The sequence below is a fragment of the Arthrobacter sp. NQ4 genome (assembly GCF_029077345.1).
Taxonomy (GTDB): domain Bacteria; phylum Actinomycetota; class Actinomycetes; order Actinomycetales; family Micrococcaceae; genus Arthrobacter.
Genome location: NZ_JARETC010000007.1, coordinates 110,244 through 125,972, shown reverse-complemented (window position 1 = coordinate 125,972; position 15,729 = coordinate 110,244). Strand labels below are relative to the sequence as shown.

At 68.3% G+C, this 15,729-nt stretch carries 13 protein-coding genes; 6 read left to right on the top strand and 7 right to left on the bottom strand.

The genetic code is table 11. From position 1 onward, the window contains the following. The first annotated feature begins 25 nt into the window (after nt 1-25). The 3 genes from PUN51_RS13465 to PUN51_RS13455 all read left to right on the top strand — a co-directional run bounded on the left by PUN51_RS13465 (nt 26) and on the right by PUN51_RS13455 (nt 5,016). A complete protein-coding gene (locus PUN51_RS13465; protein WP_275181288.1) occupies nt 26-3,256 on the top strand; it encodes an efflux RND transporter permease subunit in 3,231 nt (1,076 codons plus the stop codon). 189 nt (nt 3,257-3,445) lie between these two features. Continuing rightward, complete coding sequence (locus tag PUN51_RS13460) at nt 3,446-4,555, top strand: LLM class flavin-dependent oxidoreductase (protein ID WP_275181287.1); 1,110 nt, start codon at nt 3,446-3,448, stop codon at nt 4,553-4,555. Continuing rightward, nucleotides 4,555-5,016 carry a MarR family winged helix-turn-helix transcriptional regulator gene (locus tag PUN51_RS13455; RefSeq protein WP_224026440.1) on the top strand — a complete coding sequence of 154 codons (462 nt, stop codon included), beginning with the start codon at nt 4,555-4,557 and terminating at the stop codon, nt 5,014-5,016. Before PUN51_RS13460 ends, PUN51_RS13455 begins: the two co-directional genes overlap by 1 nt. Here the strand turns inward: PUN51_RS13455 and PUN51_RS13450 are convergent. Beyond that, the gene (locus tag PUN51_RS13450; RefSeq protein WP_224026441.1) at nt 5,013-5,819 is read right to left on the bottom strand and encodes a transglutaminase-like domain-containing protein; all 807 of its coding nucleotides are present in this window, start codon (nt 5,817-5,819) and stop codon (nt 5,013-5,015) included. The genes PUN51_RS13455 and PUN51_RS13450 overlap by 4 nt on opposite strands. 71 nt (nt 5,820-5,890) lie before the next feature. Continuing rightward, nucleotides 5,891-6,718 (bottom strand): hypothetical protein, encoded by an 828-nt coding sequence (locus PUN51_RS13445; protein ID WP_275181286.1) that lies wholly within the window; start codon nt 6,716-6,718, stop codon nt 5,891-5,893. A 180-nt stretch (nt 6,719-6,898) separates the two neighbouring features. On the opposite strand from PUN51_RS13445, the gene PUN51_RS13440 reads away from it, so the two are divergent. Continuing rightward, on the top strand, nt 6,899-7,561 hold the full coding sequence (locus PUN51_RS13440; RefSeq protein ID WP_224026443.1) for a DUF1684 domain-containing protein: 663 nt from the start codon (nt 6,899-6,901) through the stop codon (nt 7,559-7,561). Between the two features lie 25 nt (nt 7,562-7,586). Continuing rightward, entirely contained in the window at nt 7,587-8,075 is a 489-nt protein-coding gene (locus PUN51_RS13435; protein WP_159631687.1) for a GtrA family protein, read from the top strand. A 13-nt stretch (nt 8,076-8,088) separates the two neighbouring features. Here the strand turns inward: PUN51_RS13435 and PUN51_RS13430 are convergent, their stop codons facing one another. The 5 genes from PUN51_RS13430 to PUN51_RS13410 are packed head-to-tail and all read right to left on the bottom strand — an operon-like array spanning nt 8,089 to nt 13,956. Next, a complete protein-coding gene (locus PUN51_RS13430; RefSeq protein WP_275181337.1) occupies nt 8,089-9,255 on the bottom strand; it encodes a cysteine desulfurase family protein in 1,167 nt (388 codons plus the stop codon). Nucleotides 9,256-9,262: 7 nt separating this feature from the next. Beyond that, entirely contained in the window at nt 9,263-10,180 is a 918-nt protein-coding gene (gene nadC / locus PUN51_RS13425; protein ID WP_159631686.1) for a carboxylating nicotinate-nucleotide diphosphorylase, read from the bottom strand. Next, nucleotides 10,173-11,945 carry an L-aspartate oxidase gene (locus tag PUN51_RS13420; RefSeq protein ID WP_275181285.1) on the bottom strand — a complete coding sequence of 591 codons (1,773 nt, stop codon included), beginning with the start codon at nt 11,943-11,945 and terminating at the stop codon, nt 10,173-10,175. The genes nadC and PUN51_RS13420 overlap by 8 nt, the downstream gene beginning before the upstream one ends. Then, a complete protein-coding gene (gene nadA, locus PUN51_RS13415; RefSeq protein ID WP_159631684.1) occupies nt 11,945-13,249 on the bottom strand; it encodes a quinolinate synthase NadA in 1,305 nt (434 codons plus the stop codon). The genes PUN51_RS13420 and nadA overlap by 1 nt, the downstream gene beginning before the upstream one ends. Then, on the bottom strand, nt 13,246-13,956 hold the full coding sequence (locus tag PUN51_RS13410; protein WP_159631683.1) for an NUDIX hydrolase: 711 nt from the start codon (nt 13,954-13,956) through the stop codon (nt 13,246-13,248). The genes nadA and PUN51_RS13410 overlap by 4 nt, the downstream gene beginning before the upstream one ends. A gap of 295 nt (nt 13,957-14,251) precedes the next feature. On the opposite strand from PUN51_RS13410, the gene PUN51_RS13405 reads away from it, so the two are divergent. Continuing rightward, the gene (locus PUN51_RS13405; protein ID WP_159631682.1) at nt 14,252-15,649 is read left to right on the top strand and encodes an amino acid permease; all 1,398 of its coding nucleotides are present in this window, start codon (nt 14,252-14,254) and stop codon (nt 15,647-15,649) included. Nucleotides 15,650-15,729 lie beyond the last annotated feature (80 nt).

Sequence of the window (15,729 nt, the reverse complement as noted above, 5' to 3'; positions counted from 1 at the left end):
CACTTAGACCCCCAGGAGACCGCCCATGTTCCGGTTGGCGCACCTTTCCCTGGCGAACCGGGCCCTGATCGCGCTGATCACCGTCTTCGCCTCGGTCTTCGGCGTGATCACCATGTCGTCGCTGAAGCAGGAACTCATTCCCTCGATTGAGTTCCCGCAGATCACAGTGCTCACCTCCATGCCGGGTGCGTCGCCCGAAGTGGTGGACAAGCAGGTCAGCGGTCCGCTGGAAAAGGCGCTGAACGGCGTGGAGGGGCTGGAATCCACCTCCTCCACGTCGCGGACCGGCGTCTCCCAGATCACCATGGTGTTCACCTACGGATCGAACCTGGACCGGGCCCGGAACCAGATCGACCGGGCCATTTCCAATGCCAAGCGGACGCTGCCCAGCGACGTCCAGCCGCAGGCCATCGCCGGAAGCATCAGCGACTTCCCGATTGTTTTCCTCGCCGTCTCCTCGGACAAGCCACTCAGTGAACTGAACGCGGACCTCCAGCGCCTCAGCGTGCCCAGGCTGCAGAAGATCGACGGCGTCCGCAGCGCCGACGTCACGGGCGGCGCCTCCCAGCACATCGAGATCCTCCCCCGCACCGACGCCATGGCGGCGGCGGGGGCAGGCGTCACGGCCATCCGCGACGCCCTGTCCAACAACGGCGCGCTGATCCCTGCCGGAACACTCGAGGACCAGGGCAAGACCCTCTCGCTGCAGATCGGCAGCCCCGTCGATTCCCTCGATGCCATCAAGGCCCTGCCCCTTTCCGGCTCCAAGAACGCGGCGACCATCGGCTCCGTGGCCGATGTTTCCCTCAAGGACGACGAGCGCACCTCCATCACCCGCACCAACGGCGCCGAGACGCTGGCCGTCTCCGTGACCAAGAAACCCGAGGGTGACACGGTGGCGATCTCCCACGCGGTGCGGGACTCCCTGAATGAACTCGAGACGGAACTGGGTTCGAACGCCAAGTTCACCCCCGTCTTCGACCAGGCGCCGTTCATCGAAAAGTCCATCAAGGACCTCACCACGGAAGGCCTGCTGGGGCTGGGATTCGCCGTCGCCGTCATCCTGCTCTTCCTTATGTCTGCCCGGTCCACGCTGGTCACGGCCGTCTCCATTCCGCTGTCCCTGCTGATCACGTTCATCGGCCTGTCAGCCACCGGCTACTCACTGAACATCCTGACGCTGGGCGCCCTCACCATCGCGATCGGGCGGGTCGTGGACGACTCGATCGTGGTCATCGAAAACATCAAGCGGCACCTCAGCTACGGCGAGGAAAAGTCGACGGCGATCCTCACCGCCATCAGGGAGGTGGCCGGCGCCATCAGCGCCTCCACCCTGACCACGGTGGCGGTGTTCCTGCCCATCGCGTTTGTCGGTGAACTGGCCGGTGAACTGTTCCGGCCGTTCGCCCTGACAGTCACCATGGCCCTGCTGGCGTCGCTGCTGGTATCCCTGACCATCGTTCCGGTGCTGGCCTACTGGTTCCTGAAGAACCCCAAGGGCGGCGCCGCCGGCGCGGCCGCAGGATCCCCCGAGGCGCGGCGCATTGCCGACGAGGCCAAGGAAAGGGCCCACGACGCCGAGCAGCGCAGCCGGCTGCAGCGCGGCTACCTGCCCATCCTCCGGTCCACGCAGAAGCACCCCGTCATCACCCTGGTGGCGGCTGTCCTGGTGCTCGGAGCCACCGGTGCCATGACCCCGCTGCTGGCCACCAACCTCCTGGGAAATTCCGGGCAAAACAGCCTGACCGTGCGCCAGGTGCTGCCGGCCGGAACCAGCCTGGCCGACACCAGTGCCGCCGCCATCCGCCTCGAAGGGGTCCTCCGCGGCATCGACGGCATCAAGGATGTCCAGGTCACGTCCGGCAACGCCCAGGCAGGCTTCGCCGCACTCACCTCCACCGGCTCCTCCAACTCGACGTTCACGGTGGTGACCGACGAAAAGGCCAACCAGGAACGGCTCCAGGACACTGTGCGCTCGGAGCTTGCGAAGGTCCCCGATGCGGGAAAGATCTCCGTAGGCACCCAGCAGGGCGGGTTCGGCACCTCGTCCACCGTCGACATCACGCTGAAGGCTGCTACCAGCGCCGACCTGCAGTCGGCCAGCGACACCATGGTGGCCGCCATGACGGGCGTCCCCGGGACCAGCGAGGTGGCCAGCAACCTTGCCGCCAGCAACCCGGTGGTGCAGGTTAAGGTGGACCGGGCCAAAGCCGCGGCCGCCGGCCTGAACGAGGAACAGGTGGCCGGCGTCCTGGCCTCCACCATCAGCCCCATCCCGGCCGGCACGGTCCGGATCGACACCAATGACTTCCCCGTCCGCATTGGCCAGGGCACCAAGTTCACCAGCATCGATGCCGTCCGGAACATCCCGCTTCCGGCGGCCGGCCGGCCGGTCACGCTGGGAACCATCGCTGCCGTGGAGCAGGTGGACGTCCCGGTCTCCATCACGGCCAGCAACGGGGAGCGTACCGCCAAAGTGTCCATCACGCCGTCGGGCTCCAACCTCGGCGCAGTGAACACCGAAGTCCAAAAGCGCCTGGCTGACGTCCAGCTGCCGCCGGGGGTCACCGCCACCATCGGTGGCGCCACCACCCAGCAGGCAGAGTCCTTCCGGCAACTGGGCCTGGCCCTGCTGGCAGCCATCGCCATCGTGTACGTGATCATGGTGGCCACCTTCAAGTCACTCATCCAGCCGCTGATCCTTCTGGTCTCGGTTCCGTTCGCGGCCACCGGTGCCGTGGCCCTGCTGCTGCTCACGGGCGTGCCGCTGGGCCTGCCGTCGCTCATCGGCATGCTGATGCTCGTGGGCATCGTCGTCACCAACGCCATCGTGCTGATCGACCTGATCAACCAGTACCGGCAACCACGCGACGGCCGGCCGGGCATGAACGTGGCGGACGCCATCACGAACGGCGCCCGGCAGCGGCTCCGGCCCATCCTCATGACGGCACTTGCCACGGTCTTTGCCCTGACCCCCATGGCCCTGGGCCTCACGGGCGGCGGCGGATTCATTTCCCAGCCGCTGGCGGTGGTGGTCATCGGCGGCCTGGTGTCCTCCACGGCGCTGACCCTGATCCTGGTTCCGGTGCTCTACCGCCTGGTGGAAGGCCGGCGCGAGAAGAAGGCGCTGCTGCGGGACCTGCAGGCCCGCCCGGAACCCGGGCCCGGTTCGGACATCGACGCCGAATTCAGGGATTGGACCACCGGCCAGGTCCCCAAAGTCAGCGGCCGCCGGGCAGCGCCCGGCGCCGGATAAGGCCCACGCTGCCGCGATGCCCGTACCAGATCCTGGTGCGGGCATCGCTGCGTTCCAGGGCATGGCACGGAAGCAGGGGCCGGGAATAATCCGCGGGACATGGTGTTACAGAAGGCAATAGATGCAAATGCATCTACATTGGTCTACACTGGAACCAAGCCAGCAAGTCCAGGAACGGAAAGGCACGTCATGCAGATCGGTGTATTCAGCGTCAGCGACATCACCACGGACCCCACCACGGGCCACACCCCCACCGAGCACGAGCGCATCAAAGCCTCGGTGGCCATTGCCAAAAAGGTCGAGGAAATCGGCATGGATGTCTACGCCATCGGCGAGCACCACAACCGGCCTTTCTTTTCCTCCTCCCCCACCACCACCCTGGCGTACATCGCGGCCCAGACCGAACGCATCATCCTCTCCACGGCCACCACGCTGATCACCACCAATGACCCGGTGAAGATCGCCGAGGACTTCGCCATGCTCCAGCACCTGGCCGACGGCCGCGTGGACCTGGTCCTGGGCCGCGGCAACACCGCGCCGGTCTACCCGTGGTTCGGCAAGAACATCCAGGACGGCGTGGAACTGGCCATCGAGAACTACAGCCTCCTGCGCAAGCTGTGGGATGAGGACACGGTGAACTGGTCCGGCAAGTTCCGCACCCCGCTGCAGAACTTCACCTCCACCCCCCGCCCGCTCGACGGCGTGGCCCCCTTCGTGTGGCACGGTTCCATCCGCACGCCGCAGATCGCCGAGGTGGCCGCCTACTTTGGTGACGGTTTCTTCGCCAACAACATTTTCTGGCCCAAGGAGCACTACCAGCAGCTGATCGGCCTCTACCGGGAGCGGTACGAGCACTACGGCCACGGCAAGGCGGACCAGGCGATCGTGGGACTCGGCGGCCAGTTCTTCATGCGCAAGAACTCCCAGGATGCGGTGAAGGAATTCCGCCCGTACTTCGACAACGCCCCCGTCTACGGCCACGGCCCGTCCCTGGAGGACTTCACCTCGCAGACACCGCTGACCGTGGGGAGCCCCCAGGAAGTCATCGAAAAGACCCTGGCCTTCCGCGAGTACTTCGGCGACTACCAACGCCAGCTGTTCCTGATCGACCACGCCGGCCTGCCGCTGAAGACCGTCCTGGAGCAGCTGGACCTCTTCGGTGAGGAAGTGCTGCCGGTCCTGCGCAGGGAGTACGCAGCCCTTAAGCCCGCCCACGTTCCGGAGCCGCCCACCCACGCAGGACGCGTGGCCGCCCTGCTGGCGTCACAGGACGCCGGCAAAGCCACCCCGGTGGCGTAATGGCTGCGGGAGGATCGGAATCGCCGGTGCGGCTGGCGGCGGAAACCTGGGAATCGCTGTTCCGGGCGCAGGTGGCTGTCATGCGGAAGCTGCAGTCCGGGCCGGCGTTCCGGAAGCTTGCGGTGAACGAATACGACGTCCTGTTCACGCTCTCCCGCTGCCCGTCCGGCTGGCTGCGGCTCAACGAGCTCAACGACAACGTCCTGTTGAGCCAGTCAAGCCTCAGCCGGCTGGTGGAGCGGCTCGAAAAGCGGGGACTGGTGGCCCGGATGCCGGCGCCGGAGGACGGCCGCGGCGTGCTGCTCAAGCTGACGGACGAGGGCCGGGAACTGCAGAAGGAGATCGGCCGCGAGCACGTGCGGGACATCTCGGCCCTGGTGGGCCCCGCACTGACGGCCGCTGAGCAGAAGGAACTCATGCGGCTTACCGACAAGCTGCGGAACTCGCTGGGGAAGCGCTAGCCCAGCTGCACGAGCCGGGCGGGGTCCTCTGCCGGCAGGTCCCCGTCCACCACGGCGGTCACGCGCAGCTGGTTCAACACCAGGCTGCCGCCCACCGTGGAAAGGAAGGCCGTGTCGGACGAGTCCCGGCCCGCAGTGATGCGCAGCATCGACTCCCGCGGGGCAAGCCCCGTGGGGTCGATGACGTGCCAGGCACCCTCCACATAGGCTTCCGCCACGGCGTGGAAATCCATGGGATTCAAGCCGGGGGCGTAAACAGCCGTGAGGCGGGCGGGGATGTCCTTGGACCGCAGCAGGGCAATGGCCAGGTGCGCGAAGTCCCGGCAGACCCCGCGCCTGCTCAGGAGCGTCTCCACCGCGCCATCCGTGCCACGGGAGGAGCCGCTGATGTACCGCAGTTCGCCATTGACCCACTCGCGGACCGCATGCACCAGGTCGGCCCCGTGGACCCCGCCGAATTCCGCGTAGGCGGTCGGCAGCAGCCGGTCCGACTCGGCATACCGGCTGGGACGCACGTAGCGGATGCGGTCGGCCAGGCACGCCTCCTCGGGCACGGCGCGGCCGGTCACCGTGGCCGAGTATTCCACCGTGACTTCGGCAGGCTCGGCGAACTCCATGTAGTGGAACCGGCCGCCGTGGTGGTCCGAAATTTCCGTCAGGGGAACCTCCGCACCCCCGGCCGTCACGGACAGGGATTCGTCAAAGGATGAGTAGCCGCTGTTCCTCGCCACGGCAATGGCCATGGCCACCTTGGTGTTGGCGATTGTCTTGAAGGCCAGGCGTGCGGAAACAGAGCGTTCCATGAATCTCCGGGGTTGTTGGGGGTGGAAGGCAAGTCGGGCGCACCGGCACCTGGTGGGCGCGGACAGCGGGACTAGTTTTTGACCTTCAGCGACATTAGCATCCGCTGCACGTTGGCGAAGTCAGGGCTCCCGTTGACGTACTGGGCCGCCTGGTCCAGCGTGTCGAACGCCTTCGCCGGGGCCACCTTTTCGTCCGGCGCGAAGGCCTTGAGGGCCACCAGGTCCCCAAACGAGTAGTCCCCCTTCCCGGCCGGACCACGCACCACGTTGCGCAGCTCGCACGCCTTCCCGTCGGTTCCTCCCACCAGGTTGGTGATGCCGTAGGAACCGAAGTAGCGGTAACCCTGGATCACCCGGTAGACCATGCGTGGCGGGATGGTTCCCTCCCCACCCTGCGCGGCAAGGTCGAACGGTACGCTGCTGATCACAGTGTACGGGCGCTGCGCGCTGTCCGGGCAGTCAACGGACGACGGCGGCAGTCCCGTCCTGAGCGAAGCCATGAAGGTTCCGTCGGGCTTCTTCACGTCAATCTTGAGTCCGCCGGGAAGGACGTCTTCCTCCGGCGCCACGGACTGGGCGATCCAGTCCGCCGGCAAATCGAAGCTGACCGTCTTTGCGGGATCGGAGAACGTCTTCCAGGACGTTGCGGTGGGCACCGCCGGGGGTTCGCCGGAGGCCGGTGCTGATGCTGTTGCACTGCCGGCCGGCGCCGCTGCCGTGGCGCCGGCGCCCGCCCCGTCGGCCTGAGAGGCCGTTCCGGACGCCGCTGGCGCTGAAGGGTCCGGCTGCGCGGTCCATCCGGGGCCGGCCGCCTGCGGCGCGGAACACGCTGCCAGCAGAACCGCGCCGGCCACGAGGGAGATACCGGAAAGAACAGCCTTTACTGGCGCGCCTGTCATGAGGCCCAGCCTAACGGGACCCATCCCCCTCTCCCGCCTGCCGCGGCGGTGTTTCCTGCATCCCGCACCTCCGCCCACGGCTCCTCCCAACCGGCCCCCGCCCAGCCGCAGGCCGGGCACCCGGACCGGCGTGTCGCCGTCGGACGTTTACCACCCCGGCCTGGGACTAGGCTGGAGGCTATGTCGGAAGAGCAGCACGGCGCAGCCGAAGAGAATCCCGCGGACATTTCCGCCCTGGACATTGCCGACTGGCGGCTGCGGACGTTTGCGCTCTACGACAATGTCCGCCGGATCTCCGCCGAAAGCCCGTCCGAGGCGCACTCGTACTGGCGCCACCAGCGGGACCTGATGTTCGCAACGCACCCGGCCTCCGCCCTGACAGCGGCGGACAAGGCGCGCTTTTCCGGCCTCAAGACTGCTGACTACGATCCGATTTACCGCTTCCATGTCCCGCTCACCAAGGAAGGTGCAGGCCGGGAGATGAGCGTGGACACGGGAACCGACGGCGTGGTCAACTTCGTCCGGCTGGGAACGTTCGACCTGCCGGAAATGGGCCAGTTGGGGGTGTGGAAGATCCATGGGTACGGCGGCGGCATCTTCGTTCCGTTCCGCGACGCCACGGCCGGCCAGCCGGGTGGAACCTATGGGGCCGGCCGCTACCTGCTGGACACCATCAAGGGCGCGTTCCACGGGGTCAGCGGCACGGGTCCCGGCGCCACCTTTGTGCTGGACTTCAACTTCGCCTACAACCCCTCCTGCGCCTACAACGAGGCGTGGGCCTGCCCGCTGCCCGGGCCATCAAACCGGCTGGCAGTGGAAATTCCCGTGGGCGAGCTGTACTGATGCCGGCCGTCCCCGGTAACGCCGCGTGAGGGAGGGCCTGTCCGCACCCGCCGCCACGGAGACCGCTACCCGGCGCTTTCCCGCCACCAGGCACTACCGTGGTGTCCTGCGCTTTCCGGTCATCCGGCAGCTGCTGCGTTTTTCCGGCGTCGGGGTTATTTGCACCGCGGCGTCCCTGGGGCTTTACGCGCTGCTGCGGCCGTGGCTGGGCGCCCAGTTGGCCAACGCCGTGGCGCTGGTCCTCACATCGCTGCTGAACACGGCCCTGAACCGGCGGCTGACCTTCAAGATTGCCGGCCAGCAACGCCGAACCCGCGACCACCTCAACGGCCTGGTGGTGATTGCCGTGGCTTTGGTGATCACCGGCAGCAGCCTGGGCGTGCTGCACTGGTTCAACCCGGACGCCACCGTGGGTGACGAACTGGTGGCCACCACGCTTTCCGGCTTCCTGGCCACCGCCGTGCGCTTCAGCATGCTGCGGCACTGGATTTTCCGCCGCGCGCGCCACCGCTAGTGTCGTCCGGGGGCTACCGGCCCTGGCCCGCTCCCAGGTTCCTGACCCCGGCGACGGCCGCCTGGACGGCAGCCGCGGCAGCGTCGAGGTCCTCCTGCGTCACCGCCGCGTCGAAGCTGAAGCGGACCGCCGTCTGGGCCACCTCTGCCGGAATACCCATGGCGGTGAGCACGGCCGACGGCGCGTCCGAGCCTGCGGCGCATGCCGAGCCGCTGGAGCAGACCACGCCGCGGCGTTCCAGCTCGAGGAGCACCGACTCGCCGCTGGTACCGGGGAAGCAAAACGACGCCACTGATGGCAGCCGCTCGGACGGATGCCCGGTGAGGACGGCATCCGGCACGCCTGCCAGGACGGCTGCAATGAACCGGTCCCGCAGCGCGGCAACCCTTGCCTGCTCCCCTGCCTGCCGGTCCCGGGCAAGCGTGAGGGCGGCGGCGAGCCCCACCGCGCCGGCAACGTTTTCCGTTCCGGACCGGCGGCCCCGCTCCTGGCCGCCGCCGTGGGTGACCGGCTCCAGCCGCGTACGGCTCCGCACGAACAGCAGGCCGCAGCCTTTGGGCGCCCCCAGCTTGTGCCCCGAGATGCTCATCGCATCCACGCCCAGCGAGCGGGTGTCGAGCGGCAGCCAGCCGGCGGCCTGGACGGCGTCGGTGTGGAACGGGATGCCCTGGGCGCGGGCCAGTTCCGCCAGCGCGGCGATGGGCTGGATGGCTCCCATCTCGTTGTTGGCGTACATGATGCTCACAAGCGCGGTTTCCGGGCGCAGCACCCCGGCAAGTGCTTCGGGTGTGACGCGGCCTGTTGAATCCACCGGGACCACGTCGACGGCAAAGCCGTGGAAGCGCTCCAGGTAGCGGGCGGATTCCTCCACGGCGGGATGTTCGACGGCGCTGATCACCACCCGGTCCAGCAGCGGGTTTGCGGCCTGCCGGGCCAGGGCAATGCCTTTCACCGCCAGGTTGTCCGCTTCGGTTCCACCCGAGGTGAACACCACGTCGCCCTGACGGCAGCCAAGGACATCCGCCACGGCCCTCCGCGCCTGCGCGAGAGCCGCCGCCGCCGCCTCGCCCAGGGTGTGGTGGCTGGAGGGGTTCCCGAATCCACCGGTGAGGTAGGGCCACATGGCGTCCAGCACCTCACGGCGGACCGGGGTGGTGGCGGCGGCGTCAAGGAAGATCACGGCAGCCTCACCCGGCGGCCAGTTCGACGTCGAGGCCCAGGTCCAGCGCGGCCACGGAGTGGGTGAGTGCGCCAACGGAGATGACATCCACACCAGTGGCCGCGATGGCCGCGACCGTGCCGGTGTTCACATTCCCGCTGGCCTCCACCCGGGCACGGCCGGCCACGAGGGCAACCCCGGCTTTGAGCTCTTCGATGCTGAAGTTGTCCAGCATGATGGTGTCCACGCCCGCGGCCAGCACGGGTTCGATCTGGTCCATGCGGTCCACCTCGACTTCAAAGTGGGTGGTGTGGCCCAGCTGTGCCTTGGCGGCCATAAGGAGCGAGGTGAGTTTCGCCGGATCCCCGCCGGTCATCACGGCGAGGTGGTTGTCCTTGGCCAGCACGGCGTCGGAGAGGCTGTAGCGGTGGTTCGCGCCACCGCCGCAACGCACCGCAAAGCGTTCAAGGATGCGCAGGCCCGGGGTGGTCTTGCGCGTATCAGTGATGCGGGCCCGGGTTCCGTCGGCGAGCCGGACAAATTCGGCGGTCTTGGTGGCGATGGCGGACATCCGCTGGACAAGGTTGAGCGCCACGCGTTCTGCCAGCAGCACCGAGCGGGCGGTGCCGCTGACCCGGGCGAGGTGCATTCCGGCGTCGAACGTTTCCCCGTCCGCCACCAGCAGCTCCACGTGCGTTTCCGGGTCCACCAACTGCATGGCGTCGCGGAAGACGGTGGCTCCGCTGAGGACGCCCGGCACGCGGGCGTTCAGGACGGCGGTGGCGCGGGCATCGGCGGGGATGAGTACCTGCGAGGTGATGTCGCCGGAGGGCGCGTCCTCGGCGAAGGCCCGTTGCAAGATGTCCCGGATGGGGGCCGTCGGAAGGGTGAGGTCCAACCCGGGGCGCAGGGGCGTTGCCTGGTCGATCACGGCGGGTTCAGTCATGGAGCAGGCTCGCTTTCGGGCGGAGGGAAGTCAGGTTGTCAGTTTCGACGGGTTCATCGCTGCGGTAATGCGCCCCCAGCGATTCACCGCGCTGGAGGGCGGCGCTGACCAGCAGCTGTGCGGCCAGCAGGAGGTTCCGGTCCTCCTGCGCCACATTGTCAGCGCACGAATCAACGGCATCAGGACGGACGACGGCGGCCCAGGACTCAAGCGTCCGGCCGGCCTCGGCCAACAATTGCCCGGAGCGCAGCACTCCGGCGTGCGAGGTCATGAGGCGGCGTAGAGCCTCCCGGGAAAACGGCCCAGACCCGCCCGCACCTTCAAAACCAGCAGGGACGGCGACGTGCGCACTCGCGTTTCGCGGCAGGGGTGCGGAATCGTGCGGCAGTTTCGGAGGTCCCGAAAGCGCCGTTGTCGCGTGAGCGTCCGCATCGGCCGCCGAGCTTGCGAGGCGTTCGCCGGTGCGAGGCGCGAGCGCAGGCGCCGAGGGACCTGCGGAGCTGCCCTCCAGAAAGTCTTCAAGAGCGCGTCGGCCGAAGACGAGTCCCTCGAGGAGGGAGTTGCTGGCCAGCCGGTTTGCCCCTTGGACGCCGGTGCACGCGACCTCCCCGGCGGCGTAAAGGCCGGGGACGGTGGTGCGGGCGGAGAGGTCGGTGGTGACGCCGCCCATCCAGTAGTGGGCTGCGGGGGCGACGGGAACCAGTTCGCGGGTCCAGTCGATGCCGGCGTCGAGGGTTTTGCGGGTGAGGGTGGGGAACCTTTGCCGGAGGAAGCCCGCGCCCTTGGCCTGCTCGACACCCCGGGCGTCGAGGTAGACGTGGCCGTTGGGATCGCCCAGCTTGGCCAGGTGGAGGGCGATGCTGCGGGATACGACGTCGCGGGGCGCCAGTTCGGCATCGGGGTGGTAGGCCTGCATGAAGCGGCGTCCGCCGGAGTCCAGCAGGATGGCTCCTTCGCCGCGGACGGCTTCGGAGATCAGCAGTGGCCCGTCCAGCCGGGCCGGGTGCGCCGTGGCGGAGCTGACCAGGCACGTGGGGTGGAACTGGAAGAACTCGAGGTCTGCCACTGCCGCTCCGGCGCGGACGGCGAGCGCCAGTCCGTCGGCGGTGGCAACAGCGGGGTTGGTGGTTTGGGCAAACAGTTGTCCTGCTCCCCCCGAGGCAAGCAGGACGGCATCCGCATCCAGGTCCGCGGGCCGGCCGTCCTGGAGGTAGTGGACTCCTGCCACCTGCCCGTCCCGGGTCACCAGGGCGGTGGCCTGGGCGTGCGTGAGGATGGTGAGCTTTCCCCCGTCCCTGCGGGAGAGGACGGCCTGGATCAGTGCCGCGGCGACGCGTGCACCTGTGGCGTCTCCTCCTGCGTGCAGAATCCGCGGGGCACTGTGGGCTGCTTCGAGCCCAAGGGCCGGGCCGGCGTCGTGCGTGGCCCCGGCCGTCCCTGGCCCGGCGTGGCCCGCATCGAAGGCAACACCGTAGCGCTGGAGGCCGGCAATGTCCCGCCGCGCCTCCGTGCACATCAGCCGGACTGCGGCCTCATTGCAGTGGCCGGCCCCGGCGCGCAGGGTGTCGGCGATGTGCGCGGCGACGGTGTCCCCAGGTGCAGGTTCGGCGAGGACGGCCGAAATGCCGCCCTGCGCGTACCAGGTGTTGCTGTGGTCCAGCGCGCCCTTGGTCAGCAGCACCACGTCCGCGCCGGCATCGGTGGCAAGCAGTGCGGCGTAGAGCCCTGCGATGCCGCTTCCGACGACGGCCAGGCGGCGCGTCATCACGGCCTCGCGGCGAGCATGCGCTCAAGCGCCGTCCTGGCGTTGGCCTGCACGTTGTGGTCCACGGTGATGCGGTTGACCACGCGGCCGGCCACCAGTTCCTCCAGTACCCAGGCGAGGTAGCCGGGGTGGATCCGGTACATGGTGGAGCATGGGCAGATCACCGGGTCCAGGCAGAAGATGGTGTGCTGCGGGTACTCGGCGGCCAGCCGGTTGACCATGTTGATTTCGGTGCCGATGGCGAACGTGGTGGGCTCGGTGGCGGCGGCGATGGCCTTCTTGATGAAGTCCGTGGAGCCGGCGGAATCCGCGGCGTCCACCACCTCCATGGGGCATTCGGGGTGCACGATGACCTGGACACCGGGGAAGTCCGCCCGGGCCTTGTCGATCTGGGCCACGCTGAAGCGCTTGTGGACGGAGCAGAACCCGTGCCAGAGGATCACGCGGGAGTCAAGGAGCGCCTGTTCGTCGTTGCCGCCCAGGTCCTTGCGGGGGTTCCACATGGGCATCTGGTCCAGGGGCACCCCCAGGGCCTTGGCCGTGTTGCGGCCCAGGTGCTGGTCGGGGAAGAACAGGACCCGCTGGCCCCGCTGGAAAGCCCACTCCAAGACCGTCTTTGCATTCGAGGAGGTGCAGACGATGCCGCCGTGTTCACCGCAGAACGCCTTCAGGGCTGCGGAGGAGTTCATGTAGGTCACGGGAATGACCGGGACCCGGCCCTCGGCGTCGGGCTCGGCGCCGAAGATCTCCGCGAGCTGTTCCCAGCACTCCTCCACGGAATCCGCGTCCGCCATGTCGGCCATGGAGCATCCGGCGGCCAGGTTGGGCAGGATGACCGCCTGGTCGGGGGTAGAGAGGATGTCCGCGGTTTCGGCCATGAAGTGGACGCCGCAGAAGATGATGGCTTCCGCCTCCGGCCTGGTCAGCGCGGCGTTGGCGAGCTGGAAGGAGTCACCGACGAAGTCGGCGTACTGGATGACCTCGTCCCGCTGGTAAAAGTGTCCCAGGATGACAGCCCGCTCCCCCAGGGCGGCCTTGGCGGCCCTGATCCGCTCGCCGAGTTCGGCGTCGCTGGCCCGCTTGTACTCCTCGGGCAGCTGGCCCTGGCGCGGGGAGCCGGCAGGAGCAGGATCGGCACTTGACGCACCCGGGCCATAGGCGGGAACGCCCGCCAGTGCCTCGGCCAGGTCGTAGTCCCACGGGCCCTTGGCCAGCGCCGGGCTGCAGGTGCTGCCCTTAGCGGCGGCGCCCTTCTCGGCCTGTTCGCGCGTGATCAGCTGGATTGCCGTGTTGACGCTGCTCATGGTGTGCTCCTGTTGTCTGGGTCAAGGCCTGGCCGGCCGGTGTAGCGGTAGAGGCGGGGCGGACGGTGCTTCCCGCCCTGGAGGTATTCCCCGGTTTCTTCGATTTCCGGGGTCGATTTGAGTTGGCGGCGGAAGTTGGCCGGGTCCAGCTGGCGGTCCAGGACGGCTTCGTAGACTTCGCGGACCTGGGCCAGCGTGAAGTACTCGCCCAGCAGGTGGTAGGCCACCGAGCCGTAGGCCAGCTTGTTGCGGAGGCGCCAGAGGGCGTAGTCCACGATGGCGTTGTGGTCGAAGGCAAGGTCGCCCAGGCGGTCGGCCCGGAACCACTTCACGTTTTCGGATTCGTCCGCGAGCGCTGCCTCCGTGGGCTGGACCAGGGCCCAGTAGACGATGGAGACAACGCGCTGGGTGGGCGAGCGGTGCAGGCCGCCAAAGGCGTACAGCTGCTCCAGGTAGCGGGGCGCCAGGCCCGTGGTCTCCTGCAGGTTCCTGGCGGCGGCGCTTTGGAGGGACTCGTCGTGGCTGAGGGGTCCGCCCGGCAGCGCCCACAGCCCCTTGAAGGGTTCCCGGATGCGGCGTACCAGGGGAAGCCACAAAGTTGGCCGGCCTGAGGACTCGCTGGGCCGCAGCGCGAAGATCACCGTGGAGATGGCCAGCGACGGCGGCGCGGCCTGCCGCTCGGAAACGTTCGCCGAACTGTAGTACACCCGCTCCACCGCCTTCCGTCACCCTCGACCGCCCCCGGGCGTTCTTTCGCGCTTAGTTATAGTCACATTGACCAAAACTAATTCTACGGCCGGGCGCCCCCGAAACGGAAATATTTCTGCATCCCAGTCGCGGCCGCGGCCTGCCGCCTCCGAAACCCTCTTCCCGCATCCCGCGGCCCCCGTCCTCCCGTCCATTTCCGGGCGCGTTCCGGAGGCGGTAAATTCAAGAGGTCCCACGAGGACCCCGGACCCCAGAGGCCGGACCCCCAACCAGCCCCAGAAGGTGCATTGCCCCATGACGACGAAGTCCGGCGCGACCACGTCCGCCACATTCCCCACCAAAGCCACAGCCGGCCACAGCATGAAGCCCCGGCAGCTCACCATGATGGGGCTGGGCAGCGCCATCGGCGCGGGGTTGTTCCTGGGATCCGGTGCCGGCGTCCAGGCGGCCGGTCCGGCAGTGCTCCTTTCCTACCTCGTTGCCGGAACGCTGATCATCCTGGTGATGTGGGCCCTGGGCGAGATGGCCGCTGCCCATCCCACCAGCGGGGCTTTTTCCGTGTACGCGGAGCGGGCGCTGGGCCGGACGGCAGGAGCCACCATCGGATGGCTGTGGTGGCTGCAGCTCGTGGTGGTGATTGCGGCCGAGGCCCTGGGTGCCGCCGGCCTGCTCTTCTCCGTCTGGCCCGTGGTGCCGGTCTGGGCGCTGGCGCTGTTGTTCATGGTGGTCTTCACCGGCATCAACCTGGCCGGCGTCCGGAACTTCGGTGAGTTCGAGTTCTGGTTCGCCATCCTCAAGGTGGCCGTCATCGTCCTGTTCCTGGCTGTCGGCGCCGCCCTGCTCCTGGGCCTGCTGCCCGGCGTCGACTCCCCCGGGGCGGAAAACCTGACCGGAAACTTCGCCCCCCAGGGCCTGGGTGGGGTTGCTGCGGCCCTGTTCGTGGTGATCTTCGCGTTCGGCGGGACGGAGATCGTCTCCGTGGCCGCGGCCGAAACCGAGGATCCCGAGCGCAGCGTCGGCAAGGCCATCCGGACCGTGGTGTGGCGAATCCTGGTGTTCTACATCGGCTCCGTCTTTGTCATTGCCGCCGTGCTTCCCGCCACGTCCAAGAGCCTTGCCTCGCCCTTCGCCGGCGTGCTGGACGCTGCCAGGATCCCCGGCGCCTCCACCGCCATCACCCTCGTGGCCGTCGTCGCACTCCTCTCGGCGCTGAACGCGAACCTCTACGGCGCCTCCCGCATGGTGTATTCGCTCTCGCAGCGGGGGGAGGCGCCCCGCGTCCTCACCCGGCTCAACAATGCCGGCGTGCCGCTGCTCGCGGTCGCAGTCTCCGTGGCCTTCGGTTTCATCGCCACGGTCCTGGAGCTGTTGTTCCCGGAACGGATCCTGCCGGCCCTCTTCCAGCTGGTGGGTTCCACGTGCCTGGTGGTGTGGGGCAGTGCCCTGGTCTCCCAGCTGATCCTGCGCCGGCGGGCAGACCGGGACGGCACCGCGCTGCCCCTGCGGATGCGGGGCTTCCCCGGCCTGACCATCCTGGGCCTGGTCCTGCTGGGACTCATCTTCGCCGTCGGTTTCAGCGCCGAGGGCAGCCGCATCCAGCTCTTCAGCACCTTCGCCCTGATCGCCGGAATTGCGCTGGCGTGCGCCGCCGGGGCCCGGCTGACCGCCAGGAACCGGGCCGCCAACAGGTAGAGTGGAGCGTACCTTTCCAAGGAAGACGCACCGACGCGCCGGGCCCGCCCAGGCGCCGTACCTGATTGGGGAACTGACAC